At 72.7% G+C, this 20,014-nt stretch carries 15 protein-coding genes; 8 read left to right on the top strand and 7 right to left on the bottom strand.

Annotated features, from left to right (window positions below; all coding sequences use genetic code 11):
- Nucleotides 1–461: 461 nt before the first annotated feature.
- The gene (locus ACZ5OX_RS13860; RefSeq protein ID WP_465630091.1) at nucleotides 462–2,570 is read left to right on the top strand and encodes a flavin monoamine oxidase family protein; all 2,109 of its coding nucleotides are present in this window, start codon (nucleotides 462–464) and stop codon (nucleotides 2,568–2,570) included.
- Nucleotides 2,567–4,399: an alpha-keto acid decarboxylase family protein gene (locus ACZ5OX_RS13855; protein ID WP_465630090.1), complete on the top strand. Its 1,833-nt coding sequence runs from the start codon at nucleotides 2,567–2,569 to the stop codon at nucleotides 4,397–4,399. Before ACZ5OX_RS13860 ends, ACZ5OX_RS13855 begins: the two co-directional genes overlap by 4 nt.
- 133 nt (nucleotides 4,400–4,532) lie before the next feature.
- On the opposite strand, the gene ACZ5OX_RS13850 is transcribed toward ACZ5OX_RS13855, so the two are convergent.
- Both ACZ5OX_RS13850 and ACZ5OX_RS13845 read right to left on the bottom strand, forming a co-directional pair.
- A complete protein-coding gene (locus ACZ5OX_RS13850; RefSeq protein WP_465630089.1) occupies nucleotides 4,533–5,876 on the bottom strand; it encodes a GH1 family beta-glucosidase in 1,344 nt (447 codons plus the stop codon).
- A 245-nt stretch (nucleotides 5,877–6,121) separates the two neighbouring features.
- Entirely contained in the window at nucleotides 6,122–7,663 is a 1,542-nt protein-coding gene (locus ACZ5OX_RS13845) for a sialidase family protein (RefSeq protein WP_465630088.1), read from the bottom strand.
- A 396-nt stretch (nucleotides 7,664–8,059) separates the two neighbouring features.
- On the opposite strand from ACZ5OX_RS13845, the gene ACZ5OX_RS13840 reads away from it, so the two are divergent.
- Nucleotides 8,060–8,581, top strand: a complete 522-nt coding sequence (locus ACZ5OX_RS13840) for a SigE family RNA polymerase sigma factor (RefSeq protein WP_465630087.1) — start codon at nucleotides 8,060–8,062, stop codon at nucleotides 8,579–8,581.
- 622 nt (nucleotides 8,582–9,203) lie between these two features.
- Complete coding sequence (locus tag ACZ5OX_RS13835) at nucleotides 9,204–9,614, top strand: hypothetical protein (protein WP_465630086.1); 411 nt, start codon at nucleotides 9,204–9,206, stop codon at nucleotides 9,612–9,614.
- A gap of 147 nt (nucleotides 9,615–9,761) precedes the next feature.
- Here ACZ5OX_RS13835 and ACZ5OX_RS13830 read toward each other — a convergent pair whose 3' ends face one another.
- Nucleotides 9,762–11,186 (bottom strand): MFS transporter, encoded by a 1,425-nt coding sequence (locus ACZ5OX_RS13830; RefSeq protein ID WP_465630141.1) that lies wholly within the window; start codon nucleotides 11,184–11,186, stop codon nucleotides 9,762–9,764.
- A 159-nt stretch (nucleotides 11,187–11,345) separates the two neighbouring features.
- On the opposite strand from ACZ5OX_RS13830, the gene ACZ5OX_RS13825 reads away from it, so the two are divergent.
- Entirely contained in the window at nucleotides 11,346–11,771 is a 426-nt protein-coding gene (locus ACZ5OX_RS13825; protein WP_392875880.1) for a winged helix-turn-helix transcriptional regulator, read from the top strand.
- 141 nt (nucleotides 11,772–11,912) lie between these two features.
- Here ACZ5OX_RS13825 and ACZ5OX_RS13820 read toward each other — a convergent pair whose 3' ends face one another.
- Entirely contained in the window at nucleotides 11,913–13,076 is a 1,164-nt protein-coding gene (locus ACZ5OX_RS13820) for an MFS transporter (protein WP_465630085.1), read from the bottom strand.
- A gap of 622 nt (nucleotides 13,077–13,698) precedes the next feature.
- On the opposite strand from ACZ5OX_RS13820, the gene ACZ5OX_RS13815 reads away from it, so the two are divergent.
- Nucleotides 13,699–14,475: a hypothetical protein gene (locus tag ACZ5OX_RS13815; RefSeq protein WP_465630084.1), complete on the top strand. Its 777-nt coding sequence runs from the start codon at nucleotides 13,699–13,701 to the stop codon at nucleotides 14,473–14,475.
- Nucleotides 14,476–14,545: 70 nt separating this feature from the next.
- Here ACZ5OX_RS13815 and ACZ5OX_RS13810 read toward each other — a convergent pair whose 3' ends face one another.
- Both ACZ5OX_RS13810 and ACZ5OX_RS13805 read right to left on the bottom strand, forming a co-directional pair.
- A complete protein-coding gene (locus ACZ5OX_RS13810) occupies nucleotides 14,546–15,091 on the bottom strand; it encodes an EF-hand domain-containing protein (protein ID WP_465630083.1) in 546 nt (181 codons plus the stop codon).
- Nucleotides 15,092–15,463: 372 nt separating this feature from the next.
- Entirely contained in the window at nucleotides 15,464–16,087 is a 624-nt protein-coding gene (locus ACZ5OX_RS13805; protein WP_465630082.1) for a LysE/ArgO family amino acid transporter, read from the bottom strand.
- Between the two features lie 69 nt (nucleotides 16,088–16,156).
- On the opposite strand from ACZ5OX_RS13805, the gene ACZ5OX_RS13800 reads away from it, so the two are divergent.
- Complete coding sequence (locus tag ACZ5OX_RS13800) at nucleotides 16,157–17,074, top strand: LysR family transcriptional regulator ArgP (RefSeq protein ID WP_465630081.1); 918 nt, start codon at nucleotides 16,157–16,159, stop codon at nucleotides 17,072–17,074.
- 312 nt (nucleotides 17,075–17,386) lie between these two features.
- Complete coding sequence (locus ACZ5OX_RS13795) at nucleotides 17,387–19,477, top strand: HelD family protein (RefSeq protein WP_465630080.1); 2,091 nt, start codon at nucleotides 17,387–17,389, stop codon at nucleotides 19,475–19,477.
- Nucleotides 19,478–19,603: 126 nt separating this feature from the next.
- Here the strand turns inward: ACZ5OX_RS13795 and ACZ5OX_RS13790 are convergent, their stop codons facing one another.
- Nucleotides 19,604–19,936, bottom strand: a complete 333-nt coding sequence (locus ACZ5OX_RS13790; protein WP_465630079.1) for a hypothetical protein — start codon at nucleotides 19,934–19,936, stop codon at nucleotides 19,604–19,606.
- Nucleotides 19,937–20,014 lie beyond the last annotated feature (78 nt).

The following is a 20,014-nucleotide window of genomic DNA, read 5'->3' as shown; positions in this document are numbered from 1 at the left end:
TCCGCTCGGGGAGCACCCCGCGACTCATGCCGCCCCGCCTCCTCGGGACGCTCCGCCGCCCGGCGCCCGGCCGGTGCGGACACCCCGCAGTCGGCCTCGGTGACCGTTCCTACGGCGCTTCCGGGCCCCGTCGGCCGACCACCCGCCCGGAACCACCGGGCCACTCACCGCCGCACGGCACCCCCGGTCGGAGACCCCACCGACGCCGTGCGGCTTCCGGCGCGCACTCGCGCGGAAGCGCCGCGCCTGGTTACGCTGCGTGACCCCGCCGAGAGGCCGACCTCCGGTTGACAGGCCTCTCGCACCCACGGCACGGTCGACGTGAAGCGCTTGGTCCGCACGACGGGCGCGCTCTACGCCTTCACCCCCTCGATCAGCACGCTGCGCCTGCTCGCCGAGGGCAAGGACCTCCCCAACAAGCCGGTCGGCTCCTGACCCCCGAGCCGCTCCGAGGAGACACCATGGAGAACCCCGTCATCACAGGCGCCGCCGGCGAACGCGCCCGCCGACGGACCTGCCTGCAGCTGGCGCGCGAACTGCTGCTGGTCGGTCCGGACGACAAGGACCTGAAGCTGCGCTACCTCGACGTCCTGATCAAGGACGGCATCCCGGAGACGGACGAGCCCAAGGACGTGCTGATCGTCGGCGCGGGCATCGCCGGCCTGGTCGCCGGAAAGCTGCTCAAGGACGCCGGACACAACGTCACCATCCTGGAGGCCAACGCCAACCGGGTGGGCGGGCGGATCAAGACCTTCCGCTCCACCGACGACGAGGAGGACGGCCCTTTCTACGACCCGGAGCAGTACGCCGAGGCCGGGGCGATGCGGCTGCCCAGCTTCCACCCGCTCACCCTGGCCCTGGTCGACAGCCTCGGCCTGCAGCGGCAGCTCTTCTTCAACGTCGACGTCGATCCGGACACCGGCAACCAGAACGCGCCCGTGCCGCCGGTGGTCTACGAGTCCTTCGAACCCGGGAAGGTGTGGACGTACGGCACGGACAGCCCGGACTTCCGCGAACCGGCCAAACGCTTCAACTCGTGGATCCGCGCCAACCGGATCCAGGCCCGGCGCAACGAGTACGCCACCGACCCGAGCTGTGTCAACGAGGGCTTCCACCTCACCGGCGACGAGGTGCGGATCACCGCCGCCGACATGGTCAACCAGGCACTCGAGCCGGTCCGCGACTACTACTCGGTGATCAAGAACGGCACGCGTGAGAACAAACCGTTCGCCGAGTGGTTGGACGGCTGGGCCCGGGTGATCCACGACTTCGACGGCTACTCGATGGGCCGCTTCCTGCGCGAGTACGCGGGCTTCAGCGACGAGGCCATCGAGGCGATCGGCACGATCGAGAACATGACCTCGCGGCTGCACCTGTCCTTCTTCCACACCTTCCTGGGCCGCAGCGACATCAATCCCAAGGCCACCTACTGGGAGATCGAGGGCGGCAGCTGGAACCTGCCCCACGCGCTCGCCGAGGAGCTCCGAAGGGAGCTGCGGATGGGCGAGCGGATGATCCGGATGGAGTACTGGGACACGCGCCGGGACGGCGGGGGCGCCCGGAGCGTCGGCCCGAACGGGCCGCAGGTCGCCGTCATGACCGTTCCCGAGCACGACCCGGAGGCCGAACCCACCGTCTGGACGGGCGACTTCGCGATCGTGACGGTCCCGTTCTCCGCCCTGCGGTTCGTCCAGGTGACGCCCCCGTTCTCGTACAAGAAGCGCCGGGCGATCATCGAAACCCACTACGACCAGGCCACCAAGGTGCTGCTGGAGTTCTCCCGCCGCTGGTGGGAGTTCACCGAGGCGGACTGGAAGGTCGAGCTCGACTCCATCGCACCCGGCCTCTACGAGTACTACCAGCGGGCCGGCGAGGAGGACGCCGAGGCGGCCGTGGCCGCCGCCCACAACGGCCACCGGCCCCCGCGCAACCTGCCGGAGGTGCTGCTCGGCGCGCACCCGAGCGTGGACGAGCGCCGGATCAGCCAGGGCCAGCGGGAGGCCTACCAACACACCCCGCTGCTCCGGGCGAGCGTGCGCCCGGCCACCAACTGCTTCGGCGGCGGCTCGACCACCGACAACCCGAACCGCTTCATGTACTACCCCTCGCACCCGGTGCCCGGCAGCGACGGCGGCGGCGTGGTGCTGGCCGGCTACAGCTGGTCGGACGACGCGGTGCGCTGGGACTCCATGGAGGACGACGAGCGGTACGTCTACGCGCTGCGCAACCTCCAGTCGGTGCACGGCCGGCGGATCGAGGTGTTCTACACCGGCTACGGGAAGACCCAGAGCTGGCTGCGCGACCCGTACGCGTTCGGCGAGGCGGCGGTGTACACCCCGCACCAGATGACCAGTTTCCACCTCGACGCGGTCAAGCCGGAAGGCCCGGTGCACTTCGCCGGCGAGCACGTCTCGCTCAAGCACGCCTGGATCGAGGGCGCGGTGGAGACCGCCGTGCGGGCGGCCATCGCCGTCCACGAGGCGCCACCGCCACCGCCCCCGGCGGAACCGGAGATCCGGCCCGAGGTGCGGGTCCGCGAGGAGCGTCGACAGGAGGCGATCAGCAGATGAGCGGCGAGCACGACTGGACGGTGGCCCGCTACCTGGCCACCAGACTGGAGCAGTTGGGCATCCGGTACCTGTTCGGGGTGCCGGGCGACTTCCTCGGCCCGTTCCTGACGATCATGCAGTCCACCACCAAGGTGCGCTGGATCGGCACCCCGACCGAGATGGGCGGTGGCTACGCCGCGGACGCGTACGCCCGGGTGCGGGCCGCCGACGCCGACCCGGACAAGGACGAGGTCGGCATCGGCGCGGTCGCGGTGACCTACGGGGTGGGCGCGTTCAGCCTGCTCAACACCATCGGCGGCGCGTACGTCGAGGACGTGCCGCTGATCGCGATCAACGCGGCGCCCTCGTACGAGCAGTGGCTCAACCAGCAGGCGGTCGGCCTGCTCACCTCGCACATGAGCCCGCGCCGGGAGAGCAACCTGGACGTCTACCGGCAGGTCACGGTGGACGCGCAGGTGCTCTCCAACCCGGGGCTCGCGCCCTGGCAGATCGACGGCGCGATCACCGCGTGCCTGACCGAGCGCAAGCCCGTCTACCTGGAGGTGATGGAGGACCTCTGGCACGCGCCGTGCGAGCCGCCGCGGGGTGAACTCCGGGCTCACGAGCGGGTGCCCACCAAGCGGAACGAGGAGATGCTGGCCAAGGCGGTCAATGCGGCGGTGGAGCTGATCGGGAAGTTCGGCACGCCGATCGTCTGGGCCGGCGAGGAACTCGTCCGCCAGCGGCTGGAGGCCGAGCTGTTGGAGTTCGTGCAGACCACCCGGATGCAGTTCTGCACCACGGTCGGCGCGAAGTCCGTGGTCTCCGAACGGCATCCCCTGTTCGCCGGCGTCTACAACGGCAAGGCGAGCCTGCCGGAGATCCGGGACACCTTCAAGAACGCCGGGTGCCGGATCGGCCTGGGGACCTGGTCCACGTCCAAGAACCTCGGCGGCGAGCAGTCGATCGGCGACGACTGGATCGTGGCGGCCCGCGGCGGTGTCAGCGTCGGCGCCACGTACTTCCCCGAGGTACAACTCGGCCGGTTCATCTCGGCGTTGCGCAACGCGCTGCAGGGACAGACCTTCCCGGCCGACCACTTCGCGCTGGCCCACGCGGCGGGCCTGGACGTCCCGGCCACCACGGCCGAGTTCCTGGAGTCGCTGAGCACCGACCGATACCCGGAGGAGCTGACGTACGACAGCTTCTTCGAGCACGTCAACCACTTCCTGGAGCACCAGGCCACCGGTGGGGACCCGCAGGCCCCCTCGCCGTTCACGGTGGTCTCGGACGCGGCGTTCGCGCTGATCGGTTCGATGAACCTGCGGATCACCGAGCGGGCCGGCTTCCTGGCGCAGAACAGCTGGCTGTCCATCGGCTACTCGGTCGGCGCGGCCACCGGCGTGGCGCTGGGCCGGCAGAAGCCGCTGAAGCGGCCGCTGGTGTTCGTCGGGGACGGCTCGTTCCAGGAGATCTGCCAGGAGCTGTCCACCCATGTGCGCCACCACCTGCGGCCGGTGGTCTTCGTCCTGGACAACGAGGGCTTCTACGGCATCGAGCAGATGCTGGTCAGCCCCTGTTACTACAAGGACAAGCCGTCCGACGGCGCCGACTTCTACAACGTGCTGCACCCGTGGCGGTACGAGAAGCTGGCCGAGGTCTTCGGCACGGACAAGGACCGGATGCACGGGTACGAGCTCACCACCCACACCGAGCTCGAATCGCTCCTGCTGGACATCGCCGACCCCGGCAACGACATCAACCACGCGCCGATCCTGGCCCGCGTCCGGCTCAGCCGGCACGACTATCCGAGGGCGCTCCAGTACAAGATCGACGAGAAGTGCCAGTAGGCCCCCTCGTCCGCCGAGAGCGGGAGCCGGCCGCATCCGAGGTGTCGGGTGCGGCCGGCTCCCGCGCTGACCGCCCGCGCGCCGCGCGGGCGGTCAGCGGTGGTGCGCCACGGACCCGGCCGGCGGATGCCGACTACCGTGTCCGGGAAGCCCGGTGGGCGGCGATCAGGTCCCGGTACCAGGCGTAGGAGGCCCTCGGCGTCCGCTCCTGCGTCGCGAAGTCGACGTGGACGAGGCCGAAGCGCTGGCTGAACAGCCCCTCGGCCCACTCGAAGTTGTCGAGGAGGGACCAGGTGTAGTAACCGCGGATGTCGATGCCCTCGGCGGCGGCCCGGGCGAGGGCGTCGAGGTGGGCGGCCATGAAGTCGATGCGGGGCTGGTCGGGTTCGACGGACTCCTCGACGGAGCAGCCGTTCTCGGTGATGGTGACGGGTGGGAGGGCCTTGCCGTAGGTGTCGCGGAGGTCGAGGAGGAGGCGGGTGAGGGCGTCAGGGACGACGGGCCAGCCGAAGGCGGTGTGGGGGACGTCGGGGATGTCGACGAGGTCGAAGGGCAGGCCGGGTTCGGTGGGGGCGGCGACGCGGGTGGGGTTGTAGAAGTTGAGGCCGAGGCCGTCCAGGCCGGGTGCGTGGATGAGGTCGAGGTCACCGTCGCGCACGGCGCCGAAGATGTCCTCGGGGACGCCGAGGGCGGAGAGGTCGGGGTAGCGGCCGAGCAGGACGGGATCGGTGAACAGCCGGTTGTGGAGGGCGTCGTAGGCCCGGGCGGCGGCCGCGTCCCCGGCGGCGTCGGAGGCGGGCTCGACGGGGGTGAGGTTGTTGGAGAGCATCACCTCCAGGCCGCGCTCGTGGAGGATCGAGGCGGCCAGGCCGTGGCCGAGGAGCTGGTGGTGGGCGGCCGGGAGGGCCTCGAACATCAGGGTGCGGCCGGGGGCGTGGGTGCCCAGGGCGTAGCCGAACACCGTGTGGACGAAGGGCTCGTTGAGGGTGATCCAGGCGGGGACGCGGTCGCCGAGGCGGTCGGTGACGATCCCCGCGTACTCGGCGAAGCGGTACGCGGTGTCGCGGTTGAGCCAGCCGCCGTCGTCCTCCAGGCCCTGCGGGAGGTCCCAGTGGAAGAGGGTCGGCAGCGGCGTGATGCCGGCCTCCGACAACGCGTCCACCAGGCGGTCGTAGAAGGCGAGTCCGGCCGGGTTGACGGCGCCGGCGCCGGTGGGCAGGACTCGGGGCCACGAGACGGAGAAGCGGTAGCCGTCCAGCCCGAGGCCCTTCATCAGGGCGATGTCCTCGGGGTAGCGGTGGTAGTGGTCGCAGGCCACCGCGCCGGTGTGGCCGTCGCGGACGGCTCCCGGCCGGGCGGCGAAGGTGTCCCAGACGGAGGGCCCGCGGCCGTCCTCCTCCACCGCCCCCTCGATCTGGTACGCGGCGGTGGCGGCACCCCAGCGGAATCCCGCCGGCAGGTCGTAGCGGTCCGGCATGACAGCCTCCTGACGTAAACGTGAGGGCCACTCATGTTACTGGCGCGGCATCGATACGCCAGAGGGCGAACAGGATGCCCGGTGGGAGCCCTTCCGTCTCGCGTCGTCCCGCGGGACGGCCCGGGGGCGACGGATCACCCACGGTTCGGAGCGCCGGAGGACGTCGACAACTGCCGTGCGGGGAAGGGCCCGTCCTCCCGGTGGGGCGGGAGGACGGGCCCGGATGGAAGGACGGACCGGAGCGGTCAGTGGCGGGTCAGCGGCGGGAGGGGCCGCTCGTGGTCGGGCGAGGTGGAGAGGACCGGGCCGGTGCTCGACGGGGTGGCGCCGGCGCGGACGGGCAGGCCGCCCGGGACGGCGTACATCGCCTCGTCGAAGGCCCGGCCGCCGGCCGGGGCCCTGCCGACCGCGAAGACCGCCACCGCCCTGCCGTCGAGGACGGAGGTGGAGAGGTAGTCGCCGACCATGCTGCCCCCGGTCGTGGCGGCGATCCGGGACAGCGGCATCGGGCCGGCGACGGTCAGCGGTGTGCTCCAGGTGGCGCCGCCGTTGGCGGAGGAGATGTAGCCGACCTCCAGCCGGCAGGTGACGTCGGTGCAGTCGGCCTCCGGGTAGAAGTAGTAGTACAACCCGAGCTTGGCGGTGGGGCCGGCGGTGGCGCGGTCGACGCCGAGACCGGGCAGGAAGTGGTCGGCGCCGCTGGTGGCGGGGTCGATCGGCACCCTGGTCACGGCGGACCAGCTGGTGCCGTCGGGCGAGGTCGCGTAGACGATGTCGTTGGCCGGGCAGCCGGCGCGGAAGCGGCAGTCCTGCCAGGCGACGTAGACCCTGCCGTCGGCGTCGATCTCCGCCGAGGGCAGGCCCTCGCCGTCGCGCAGGCCGCCCGCGACCTCGTGCGCGGAGACGTCCGCGACCAGGACCGTGGAGCCCCAGGACCTGCCGCCGTCGGTGGAGGTGAAGGAGCGGATCGAGGTGGTGTCCGTCGAGAAGGGGACCACGACCGTGCCGTCCGGCCGCACCAGCGGCTGGCCGCCGAGGCCCAGGTTGACGCCGGACGGGGAGGCCGGGGCGGACCAGGTGGAACCGCCGTCCCGCGAGACGGACATGACCATCAGGTCGTCGGAGGACGGGATGTCGACCTCGATGTAGCAGGTGCCGAAGTAGCGGCTGGTCGGAGTGTTGTCGCAGACGATCCACTCCTTGTCGTAGGCCTGGCCGTCGAAGCCGACCGCCGGCACCGGCTCCCGCCAGCTCCGGCCGTCGGCGGAGCGGCTGACGGTCACGCCCACGGGGTTGCGCCCCGAGTCGATGACCAGGCCGGCGACCATCCAGGTGCCGTGCCTGACGTCGTAGGCGACCGACGGGTCGGAGGCGCGGGCCCAACGGCCGCCCTGCTGGACGGTGAGGCCGGGCAGCATGCCCTGCCGCCAGCTGACGCCGCCGTCCATCGAGGTGCTCCAGCCGAGGCCGGCCGCGCCGCCGTCGACGAACCGCCCGACCTGGAAGGAGGAGACGATCGTGCCGCCCTGGGCGAAGGTGTCGGGCTCCACCTCGGTGGCGTGCTGGCTGCCGGTGTCGGTGAGCGGGTCGGCGCCCACCCGGACCAGGCTCGGCCCGACGGCGGCGGTGTCCGGGGCGGGCGTGGCCGCGACGGCGGCGGCCGGGGCGGCGGCGGCGCTCGCGGCCGCCGGCGCGGTGCTCCAGGCGGCGCCGGCCAGAGCGAGGGCGGCGGCCGCGACGGCGGCGAACGGCCGCCGCCAGGGGGTGGGGGTGCGCGGGTGCTTCATCCGAAGCTCCTTTGCGTGGGGGTGGGAGTACGGACGACGGGGGCGGGCTCGGTCCGGGGGCACGGCGCCCACCCCTGCTGGTGCGTACGGTCAGAGGAGCGCGGCGGCGTCGGACCGAGCGTCCGGGGATGTCCTACGGTGATGGCGGCCGTCCTCCGGACCCGGCCGGAGGAGGGCATGCGGCAGCCGGGGAGCGCCCGGCGGACGAGAAGTGGAGGCCTTCGTGCGGAAGCGCACGTATGGTCGCAAATCGGTAGTGTGAGCCCGGCCATGACATCCCACAAGATGTGTGACCGAACTCACGGAAAATCAGGCCCGGCGCTCATCACCCCGGATCTCCGGGGCGAATACCGGTGGTTTGTCATCCGTTTTCGGCGGCCCGGACGTCCTGGGGACATGAAGCGCGAATCGATCCGCCCGGGGGGCTCCGGGCCCGACCCGTTCGACGAGTTCGTCGCAGCGCGGTACCAGGCCCTGCTCCGGGGGGCCTACTTGATCACGGGGGACGTCCACGACGCCCGCGACCTGCTGCACGACGCCCTGGCCCAGGTGTATCCGAAACGTTCGGCGATCCGGGACGTGGCGGCGAGCGAGGGGTACGTCCGCAGGACGATGGTCCGCACCCACGTGTCGCGCTGGCGGCGGACCAGACGCGAGGTGCTCACCTCCGCGCTGCCGGACGGGCCGGCGGCCCAGGAGGCCGAGCGGGACGACGAACTGGCCGCGGCACTGGCCGGGCTGCCGCGACGGCAGCGGGCGGCCGTGGTGCTGCGCTACTACTTGGACCTGCCGGTGGCGCAGGTGGCGGAGGAGCTGGGGTGTTCGGTGCCCACGGCGAAGACGCACCTGGCGCGCGGGATCAAGGCGCTTCGACAGGAGATGGAACCGGTGAGGGAGTTGGTGAGTCGTGAGCGCTGAGGACAGGTTCGAGGAGGAGCTGGTCACCCGGCTCGGAGCGCATGCCGCGGGAATCGGTGGCAGCCCGCCGCTGACCGAGCTGCACGAGGCCGGGCGCCGCCGGGCCCGACGGCAGGCGGTCGTGCGGGGAGTCACGGCGGTGGCGGTGCTGGCCGTCGGAGCGGGGGCGTTGACACAGCTCGTCGGCGGCCTCGGGGCCGGCCGCACGGGCGCGGCCGGGGCGGGCCCGGGCACGACGAGTCCGACACCGAGCGCGACGATGCCGGGACGCGTGACCGTGATGCTGAACTGCACGAACGGGCCCTCGTCGATGCGGACGCCGGGCTGGCACCAGCACGGCGGCCGGCTGCTGCCGAGTCCGCCGTCGGGCCACCCCTCGGGCGGAACGCCGTCGACCGGCCTTCCGGCGACGGACCAGCCCTCGTCGGGGATGCCGTCGACCGGCGGCCCGACGACCGGGGCCCCGACAACCGGCGTCCCGACAACCGGGGCCCCGACAACCGGCGTCCCGACGATCGGCGTCCCGACAACCGGGGCCCCGAGCTCCGACGCCCCGTCCAGGCCCGGCTCGCCGTCGACCTGGCCCACGGCCTCGGGCTCGCTGTCACCGTCGCCATCGTCGGTGTCGGAGAATCCGGCGGAGCTCGCCCTGAACCAGGCGGGTCAGGCCATCGAGGGACTGGCGATGACCGAGTACCCCGACCAGTACTTCGGCACCTGCCGCGACCGGAACACGAACACGCTGTACGTGATGCGCGTCCCCGGCAGCGGCCTGGACGCCGCCGTGACCCGCATGGCGGCACCCCCGGTGAAGGTGGCGTTCGCCGACGCGGCCGGCTCCCGCGGCCAGCTCATGACGTTCCTGAACCGGATCCGCGCGGACACCGAGGAGTGGCGGGCCAAGGGCGTGGAGATCGAGGGGCTGACGCTCGCCATCGACGGTAGCGGCGTGATCGTCGACACCCCGCAGTGGCAGTCCGCGGCTGCGGACATCAAGGCGAAGTACGGTCCCCTGGTGGCCGAGGTCCGCTGACGGTCGCCGCCGTACCATCCCTTGCCGTCAAGTGACTTGACGCCAGGGACCACAGCACCGGACCACCGCTGGCGGCAGGCCCCGCACCCCCACGTGCGGGGCCTACCGGTGCTGCACCGGTGCCCGGCCTGGCGTCCCGGAGAGGCCTCAGGAGACGAGCGCCTCGTCCTCGCGCGCCCCGGCCACGGGAGCGGCGACGACACGCTTCCGGCCGAGGCCGAAGGCGGTGACGACCGCCCCGAGGAGCACCGCGCCCACCGGCACGGCGAGCGCCGCGTGGAAGCCGTCCAGCTTGTCCCGGACGGTGCCGTCGGCCTTGGTGGCGGCCAGGTTGACGGTGGTGACGACGGAGAGGCCGAGCGCCGCACCGAACTGGAACGAGGTGTTGACCAGGCCGCCGGCCAGGCCCTGTTCCTCCTCCTCGATCCCGTCGGTGGCCGCGATGGTGAGCGGGCCGTAGGCGAGCGAGAAGGCCATGCCGGTGAGGATCATGGTCGGGAACATCGCCGCGTAGCTCCAGTCGAGGCCCACCGGCAGGAACAGCGCGTAGGACACCGCGGCCAGCAGGAAGCCGCCGAGGATGACCTTGACGTTGCCGAACCGGTCGACCAGCTTCGGGGTCAGGGTCGGGGCGAGGATCGCGTCGCATCCGACCGCCAGCAGGGCGAGACCGGTCTGCAGCGAGTTCCAGCCGCGCAGGTCCTGCAGGAACAGCGTGACCACGAACTGGAAGCCGAAGAACGAGCCGGCGAAGAGCATCGCCCCGAGGTTGGCGCGCACCAGCGGGCCGGAGCGCAGGATGCCCAGCCGCACCAGCGGCGTGGACGAGCGCTGCTCGGCGACGACGAACAGCACCAGCAGGAGCAGGCCGCCGCCCAGGACCGCCAGGGTGACCCCCGGCTCGGCATCGGGCTCGCCGAAGCGGACCACGGCGTAGACGAGCAGCAGCATCGCGCCGGTCGCGGTGATCGCGCCCAGGACGTCGAACTTCTCGTTCGGGTCGCGCTGCGGCGGCGCCTCCCGCGGGATCAGCGCCAGAGCCCCGAGCAGGATCGATCCTGCGAGGATCACCGGGGCGAAGAACACCCAGCGCCAGCTGATCCCGGTGAGCAGACCACCGACCACCAGGCCCAGCGAGAAGCCCGCGGCCGCGGTGCCCGCGTAGAGCAGCAGGGCCCGGTTGCGCTGCGGGCCCTCCGCGAAGGAGGTCGTGATGACGGCCAGGCCGGCCGGCGTCATGAAGGCCGCCGACAGACCGGTCACGAAGCGCGCGAGGATCAGGATCCAGCCCTCCGTGGCGAATCCACCGAGGCCGGAGAAGAGCACGAAGGTGGTCAGCCAGAACAGGAACATCCGCCGCCGGCCCAGAAGGTCGGCGGTGCGGCCGCCCAGCAGCATGAAGCCGGCGTAGCCGAGGACGTAGGCGCTCAGCACCCAGCTGAGCGCTCCGGTGGACATGCCCAGGTCGGCGCGGATGGAGGGCAGCGCCACGTTGAGCATCGCGACGTCGATGCCCTCCAGGAAGATGGCGCCGCACAGGACGATCAGTACACCCAGGGATCGGCCGGTGATCCGGCCTGAGTCGCCTTCCGGCGATGCGGTTCGGGTTGACACGGAGCTCTCCTTGCGAGGCGTCACGGGGCCCGGGACCGGACGGCCGGGGTCGGTTCCCGCACGGCCTGCCAGTTCCCTCTTGTAAGCAGTCGCCATCCTGCGGCAGCATGAGGAACCGTGGAAGAAGGCACTTCGAAGTTACCGACGCACTGCACGGATACCGACGGCGACTACGCGGTCCTGCAATGGGACACGCGTGAGGACTGCGAAGTCCGCCAGATCCTCGACCGGATCGCCGACAAGTGGTCGCTGCTGGTCATCGCCCTGCTGGACCGGCGCTCCCTGCGCTTCACCGAACTGCGCCGTGAGATCGACGGCATCAGCCAGCGGATGCTCACCGTGACGCTCCGCCAGCTGGAGCGGGACGGCCTGGTCAGCCGCACCGTGCATCCGGTGGTCCCGCCCCGGGTGGACTACGAACTCACCCCGCTCGGGCGCACCCTGCACTCGACGATCCAGTCCCTGGTGGTGTGGACGGAACAGCACCAGAACGAGATCGCCAGGGCCCGTTCCCGCTACGACATCCGGTCCGACGCGCCCTGACTCCCGGCGTCCTCGGTGGCGCCGGCCAGGCCCCGTCCTCGACCGGGCGCGGCTGGTCGGCCCCACCCACCGAGGGCGGAACCGCCGTACGCCGCCCACCGCCTGCCGCCCGCCGCCCGCCGCCCGCCGCCCGCACCACGATCAGGCGAGGTCGCGCACCCGGCGGATCGGGCCGACCAGCAGGATCGCCGGGCCCGCCAGGCCGCACACGGCCAGCACCACCAGGGCCATGCGCGGCCCCCAGGCGGTGGAGGCCGCGCCGGCCAGCAGCGCGCCGACCGGGGTGGCGCCCCAGGAGACGAACCGGACGGTGGCCATCACCCTGGGGAGCAGCTCCGCCGGGGCGTGGGTCTGCCGGTGGGTGCGGGCGACGATGCTGGTGACCACGACGCCCGCCGAGAAGCCCGCGTTGCCGACGGCGAAGACCAGCACCGCCCAGCCCGAACTCGCCGCCGGCAGCAGGAAGGTGAAGAGCGCGGCCACCAGCGCCGCCCACCGCAGGGCGCCGCCGCCGCCGATCCTGGACACCACCCGGGGTGTGAGGGCCGCGCCGGCCAGGCTGCCCAGGCCGCCGCTGGCCATCAGGGCGCCGACGGCGGCGGCCGGCGCGTCGAGGGTGTCGACCAGGAACACCGGGGTGAGCGTCATCAGCCCGCCCGCGACGAAGTTGACGACGGCGGCGTCGGCGGCGCACGGCCCGATCACCGGGTGGCGGGTGACGAAGTGCCAACCCTCGCCGATCTGTTCCCGCATCCCCGCGCCGGCGGGCCGCCCGGCGGGACGCTCCGCGCGCGGCAGGCTGCGCAGCAGGGCGGCCGAGACCAGGTAGCTGACCGCGTCCAGCACCATCGCTGCCGCACCGCCGACGAGTTGGACCAGGACCCCGCCGAGCGAGGGGCCGGCCAGCTCGGTCGCCGCGCTGCTGCCGGAGAGCAGGCTGTTGCGGGCGGTCAGCTCCTCCTTGGCGACGATCGAGGGCAGGAAGGTGGAGTTGCCGACGTCGAAGACCACGCTCGCCAGCCCGACCAGCAGGGCCACCGCAACCAGGTGCGGCAGTCCGAGCACCCCCAGTGCGGCCGCCACCGGCACCGTGGCCACGGCCAGCGCGCGCACCAGGTCCATCACCACCTGGGTGCCGCGCAGCGGGAGCCGGTGGACCAGGACACCGGCCGGCAGCCCGACCAGCAGCCAGGCCAGGTACCCGGCGCCGGTGACCAGGCCGACCTGCCAGGCCGTCGCGTGCAGGGTGAGCACGGCGATCAGCGGCAGGGCGACGGCGGTCACCTGGTCCCCGAGCCGGCTCACCAGCGATCCGGTCCAGTAGCGCCGGAACACCCCGGCGGACGGGCGGAGTTGCGCCTCCCGTCGCGCCTCCCGTCGCGCGTTCCGTTCCGCCCCCCGTTGCCCCGAGCGGTCCGTCGTGACTGCCGTCCGCGTCGTCACATCCACCCTCGGTCCCACCCCTTCTGTCGCCAACCGGCCCACCCACCGGGTGGGGGGAGATCCCCGGCACGGCCGACACGCACCCCTGAGTCCGACACCGACCGTGACCGAGTGGCCGAATCCACCGCCCGCGACGCCCGGGCCCACGGCTGCGGCACCCAACGCCCGTACTGAACGGCCACGTTCGCGGAGTCCGCCACGCGGCGATCGACCCAGCGGGGATCGGCCGAGGACGCACCCACCCTGATCGACGGGCTCCTCGCGCACTGACGGCAGGCCGCCACCGGCCCCGCTCCGACGCACCGGGCGTCCGCACAGCCGCCCGGGTCCTGACGCGTCCCTGCCCAACTCTCCCGACACTCACACCCCAGGCGTCGACAACACTCGGCAGGACGGGGCCCCGGACACAGCGGTGCACCGCCGTCCGACAGGATGGGGTGGGTCAGCGAACGGAAGCGGAAACGGAAACGGAGGAGGAAAGCCGATGTCGAGGTACGACATGCTCGTCGTCCTGCCACCGATGCCGCCCGAGCGGTACCGCAAGGCCCTGATCGCCGCCCTCGCGCCGTACCACAGCGAACTCGAAGTGCCCCCGTACCGGGACTACGAGCCGGCGGACCCGAACAGCGCGTACTGGGTGCGGGCGAACAAGGAGCGCGGCGTCCTGCCGGACCGGGACCGCCTCGGCTGGGCCGAGGTCGCCGACGTGATGAACTCCCGGACCGGACGAACCCCCGGTGACGACGGCTATCTTCACGTCGACGAGACCGGGCGCGGATACTTCCTCAGCACCCGCAATCCCCGCGGCGAGTGGGACGGCCTGTCCCTGCGCATCGAGGGCCCGCGCCTGCTGCACCGACCCGACGCCATCGCGGACCCGCGGCTGGTCAAGCACCTCTACGCCGAACCGCCCCAGGGCCGCGACCTGTTCGGCGGCCTTCCCAACCGGTGCGACGGCGGCCCGCGCGCACTGCTCGACTTCGAAGCGCTGCGTACCGCCCACGAACGCCTCGCCGCGGCCCGGCACGACGCATGGGCCGCGGGCGGCGATGAGCCGTGCGACTGGCCGTTCCGGTTCACCGAGGACCGGGCCCGGAACATCGCACGGGCCCGCGCCACCGCGGTGCCCGGCCACGCGCTGCTGCGGCTCGACGGCTCGTGGGCCGACCACGACGACGCCGGCTACCTGCCGGACGCCAACGCCTACCTGGACGCCCTGGCCCCGGAGGCCGTCGTCCTGGACGTGTGCTGCCACTGCTGACGGGACGCCGGGGCGGCGGGCCCGGAGCCCGAAACCCGCCGGACCCCGGTCGGGGCGGAGTTCAGGACTGCTACTGGATGGGGCCGATCAGCCAGTTCCCCGGCGCGTTCTCGTCGGTGCTCAGATAGAACTCGGTGATGGCCGTCCTGAATTCCTCGTGGCTGATCACCCCGTTGCCGTCCCGGTCGAGCCGCCGGAACGCATCCCCCGAATGCTCGGGCGGGATTCCCAGGGCGCTGTACATGCGCACGTACTCGTCCTTGCTCAGCACCCCGTCATGGTCGGTGTCCAGCGCGCGCATCAGAGCGTCCGCGATCGCCAGCACCGCCTTCTCGAAGTGCTCGGGGGCCGTGACGTTGGCCTCCATGACGTCGAGGAACTCCTTGCGGTCGATCCTCCCGTCCCCGTTGGCGTCCCCGTGTGTGAGCAGCACTCGCCACCACTCGTCGAACGCCTTCCGCATCGCCGAGGCGTTCTCCCGGTCGTCCTCCGCGGCCAGCCCGCCGAAGAGCTCTCCCATCGCCTGGAAATCATCGTGTGTGAGCGTTCCGTCGCCACCCTGGTCGAACCAGTCGAAGAGCATGCTGAACTTCTGCTTCTTCACCTTGACCGGCATTTCCTCGTCCTCTCCCTTGCCCGGCGACGGGGCACGCCTCCCCCGTCAGGACTTTCGGCGCACGTTAGATCGAAAATGAACGGCCCGACCATTGCTTTCCGGGAAATTCACGCCTTCGATGGAAGAATGCGCCAGGAACGCATGATCTGCGCGCGCGAGGATAGGGCAGCACGGCGCCGGCGCCGGCACCGGCACCGGCACCGGTCGACGCGGACGACTCGGCTGAGCCGTCCGCTCTCTCCTCGGGGTCGCCGTCGGGGGGCGCCGTCGGTGGGGTCGCCCGTCGGTGATGACGCCGCCGTTGCCGAAGCCGATCCACCGGGAGATACCGCCGAACGCCTCGGTCCGACGGTCAGGGCGCCTCGGACCGCCCTACGCCCCGGCGACGAGCATCCCGCCCATCACCAGCATGGTCACGGCGACCAGCCCGTCCAGCACCCGCCAGGCCTTCGGCCGGGACAGGACGCCGGTCAGCAGCCGGGCGCCGAAGCCCAGGGCGGCGAACCAGCACAGGCTGGCCAGCGCCGCGCCCGCGCCGAAGGCCCAGCGCAGGTCGCCGCGGTCGGAGGCGAGCGAGCCCAGCAGGAGCACGGTGTCGAGGTACACGTGCGGGTTCAGCCAGGTCATGGCGAGGCAGGTCAGGACCGCTCGCCGGACGGTCCCCGTCTCCGGTCCGCCTCCGGTGAGCGCGGCCGCCGGATCCGGGCGCAGCACCCGTCGAGCCGCCAGGAAGCCGTAGCAGAGCAGGAACGCCCCGCCGACCAGGCCCACGGCGGTCAGCGCCGCCGGCCAGGCCGTGACCACGGTGCCCACCCCGGTCACGCCGAGCGCGATCAGCGCCGCGTCCGAGAGGGCGCAGATGGCGACCACCGCGAGGACGGCGTGCCTGCGGGCGCCCTGGCGCAGGACGAAGGCGTTCTGGGCCCCGATGGCCACGATGAGGGAGAGTCCGGTTCCGAATCCGGCGATCACGGCCGCGATGGTGCTGCTGTTCATGGCCTCGACCGTATGGATCGCGCATCGATGAGTACAGCTAAAGATTCTTACGTATCCTTAGCGGTACTTATGGACGAGCTTCCCCTGGACCAGGTCCGGACCCTGCTCGCGGTGGTCGACGAGGGCACCTTCGACGCCGCGGCCGCCGCCCTGCACGTGACCCCCTCGGCCGTCAGCCAGCGCGTCAAGGCCCTGGAACAGCGCACCGGGCGGGTCCTGCTGCTGCGCACCAAGCCGGTACGGCTCACCGAGTCCGGCGAGGTGGTGGTCCGTTTCGCCCGCCAGCTGGCCCGCCTGGAACGTGACGCCCGCGCCGAACTGGGCCTGGCCGCCGAGCAGGGCCCGGCCCGGGTCCCGATCGCGGTCAACGCCGACTCCCTCGCGACCTGGTTCCTGCCCGCGCTCACCCGGGTGCCCCAGGACCCGCCGATCTGCTTCGAGCTGCACCGGGAGGACGAGGCCCACACCACCGCCCTGCTGCGCGAGGGCCAGGTGATGGCCGCCGTCACCTCCTCGCCCGACCCGGTGGCCGGCTGCACCGCGCGGCGGCTCGGGCTGGCCCGCTACCTGGCCGTGGCCACACCGGAGTTCGCGGCCCGGCAGCTCACCGGGAACCTGGCCGAGGACCTGTGTCACGCCCCCACCGTGGTCTTCGACCGGCGCGACGAGCTCCAGGACGAGTTCGTCCGCTCCCTCACCGGGGGGCGCTCGGGCGCCGGGCGGATCCGCCACCTGGTGCCCGCCTCGGACGGGTTCCGGGACGCGGTGGCCGCCGGTTTCGGCTGGGGCCTCGTGCCCGAACCGCAGGCCGAGCCGCTGCTGCGGTCCGGCCGACTGGTGGAACTGGCGCCCGCCCGGCCCATGGACGTCGCCCTGTACTGGCAGCAGTGGAAGCTGGATTCGCCCGCCCTGTCCACGGTCGCCGAGGTCGTCGCGACGGCCGCCGCCGAGGCCCTGCTGGCCGAACCCACCCGCCGCCGGCCATAGCCGGCCCTGGATGCACGGCGCACGGCGCACGGCCAGACCGCTGCCGGTGACGGCCGCGCGCCCGCGCGCAGAGGGCCGCGAGGCGGACGGCCACCGGGCTGCGACGAGGAGCGACACAAAAGGGAGTGACACCGGAGGCGCATTGCCGCGCAACGGATCCACGACGGCCCGGCGGGCGCGCGGCCGTTTCCGGAATTCCCCGGAAATCCGCGCCGCCGGAAATCGAAGGCCACATCCGTGCCGGAAAATCAACATTTACTTTCCCGGAATCGCTCTGCATAGTGGTGGGTCGAATCGAGAGGGGGCTCTTCCTTGTCGCAGATCCACGGCAACGCCGCACAGCAGGTGGAGCTGGAGCGGGTGCAGGTGTCCGTCATCGGCGAGCTGTTCGACGAGCGGCTCGCCGGGGCCCGGGCGCAGCTGGGCCGGGTGCTCGCGTCGGCGGCCGGCAGCGCGGGCGAGGTGTACGAGCGGGAGGTGGCGGCCGGGCGGCTGGCGGGCGAGGTGCGCCGGCTGGAGGGCGCCGAGGGAGGGCTGGTCTTCGGCCGGATCGACCTCGCGGACGGGACGGTGCTGCGGATCGGTCGGCTGGGCCTGCAACGGGACGAGGACGAGCTGCCGCTGCTGGTGGACTGGCGGGCGGAGGCGGCACGGGCCTTCTACGAGGCGACGCCGGTGCACCCGATGGGGCTGCGCCGGCGCCGTCATCTGAGCCTGGCCGGCCGCACGGTGGTCGGGGTGAGTGACGAACTGCTGGACGGCTCGGAGCCGATCCGCGGGGACGTCGTCGGTGACGGCCCGTTGGCGGCGGCGCTGCAGGAGCGGCGCACGGGTCGGATGGGGACGGCGGTCGCCACGCTCCAGGTGGAGCAGGACGCGATCGTCCGGTCGTCACACCGCGGGGTGACGGTGGTGCAGGGCGGGCCGGGCACCGGGAAGACGGTGGTGGCGCTGCACCGCGCCGCGTACGTGCTGTACGCGTTCCCGAAGGCGGCCGAGCGCGGCGTGCTGGTCCTGGGGCCGAACGCGCGCTTCCTGGACTACGTCTCCCAGGTGCTGCCCTCGCTCGGGGAGAACGACGTCGTCCTGGCGACGTGCGAGGAGCTGGCCGGTGTCCGGCCGGGTGCCGTGGACGGGTTCGGGGTGGCGCGTCTGAAGGGCGGTGCCGAACTGGCCGACGCGCTGGCCGGGTCGGTCCGCGCGCGGCAGGCGCCCTGCGGGGACTTCACCGTCCGGGTCGGGCAGGAGTGGGTCCGCCTGGCGGAGGGGGAGGTCGCCGGGGCGCGCGAGGCGGCGCGGGCGAGCGGACTCGCCCACAACCGGGCGCGCCGGCTGTTCCTGGAGCTGCTGGTGGACGCCCTGACCGGCGCGCTGGCCCGCGGCATGGCCGAGGACCTGGAGCGCATCGACGCCGAGGTCGCCCAGCTCACCGGCGTCGACTTCGACAAGATGGCGGCCCGGGACCTGCGCAACCTCGGCATCGACGGCGAACCCTCCACCGGGGCCGACGAGTTCGACGCCGACGCCGTCCGGTCCGCGCTCCTGGACGACGCGTACGTGGACCGGGCCGTCGAGGAGCTCTGGCCGCGGCTGGTGCCCGGCGGGGTCGTCGACGCCCTGCTGGCGGACGCCGACGCACTCGCCGAGTACCTGCCGCACCTCACCGACGACGAGCGGGCGTCGCTGCTGCGCTCCCCCGGCGCGCCGTGGACCGAGGCCGACGTGCCGCTCCTCGACGAGGCGGCGAGCCTGGTCGACGGGCCGCCCGAGCAGGACTTCGGGCATGTCGTCGTCGACGAGGCGCAGGAGCTGACGGCCATGCAGTGGCGGATGATCGTGCGCCGGTGCCCGGGGCGGTCGATGACGCTGGTCGGTGACTTCGCGCAGGCGGGCCCGGCGGCGACCGCGCGGGACTGGGACGAGGCGCTCGTCCCGCACCTCGGCCGGCGCTTCGACCTGCGGACGCTGACCGTCAGCTACCGGACCACACAGGAGATCCTCGCCACCACCGGGGAGTTGCTCCACCGGATCGCCCCGGCGCAGCCGCCGGTCCGGTCGATCCGGCACGGCGACGAGCCGCGGTCCGTCGCGGTGGCCCCGGAGCGGCTCGCCGGCGAACTCGTCCGCGAGCTGCGGGCGCAGGCCGCCGCGCACCCCGGCGAGCTGCTCGGTGTCGTCTGCGCGGACGGCCGGGTGGCGGAACTGGCGGCCGCCGGGGTCGAGGAGTACGCCCGGCTGGTCCCGGCGTCGGAGGCGCGCGGCCTGGAGTTCGACGAGGCCGTCGTGGTGGACCCGGAGGGGATCGTCGCGGCCCGCCCCGCGGGCGAACGGGACCTGTACGTCGCCCTGACCCGCGCCACCAAGCGGCTGTGCACGGTCGTCGTCCGGGGGTCACGGGCGTAGCGGGACGCCCGGCGCGGCCGGGGGCAGCTCCGCGGCCGGGCCGGGCGGTGACCGTCCGATCCGGTTGATCCGGTTGCTCCGGTTGCTCCGGTTGCTCCGGTTGTTCCGATGTGACGAAGCCCGTCGTCACCGTCGTTGCTGCATCGCACGGTCTTCTGCCGCGCGTCGCTGCCGGTCGGCCCTGTCCTTCGCCGCGTCCTTGCGGGCCTGGGCCGCGTCGGGGGGCTCCACGACGTGGTTGCAGTTGCCGCAGACGTAGCCCCCGCGCGGGCCGTAGGTGATCTCCGCTCCGCACTGGGCGCAGTTCATGCCCGACACGCCCACCTCCCGAGTGGTGACCTCTCGGGAGGTGGCGTTGGCCGGCGGGGGGACGACGTGCCAGCACGAGCCGCACACGTACCCGCCCAACGGCCCCTCGGTGGCCGGCTTCCTGCACTTGCCGCAGCGCGGAGACTTCATGGCTACCTCTCGGCGGGCTGGACGCTTCGGAGGAACAGCCTAGGGATGTGTTCCGGATGCACCCGGGTGGGGTTAACC

This window comes from Kitasatospora sp. NPDC032121 (genome assembly GCF_055580145.1).
Note: the sequence above shows the minus strand (reverse complement) of the source record. Positions and strands in the feature narration are given on the sequence as shown.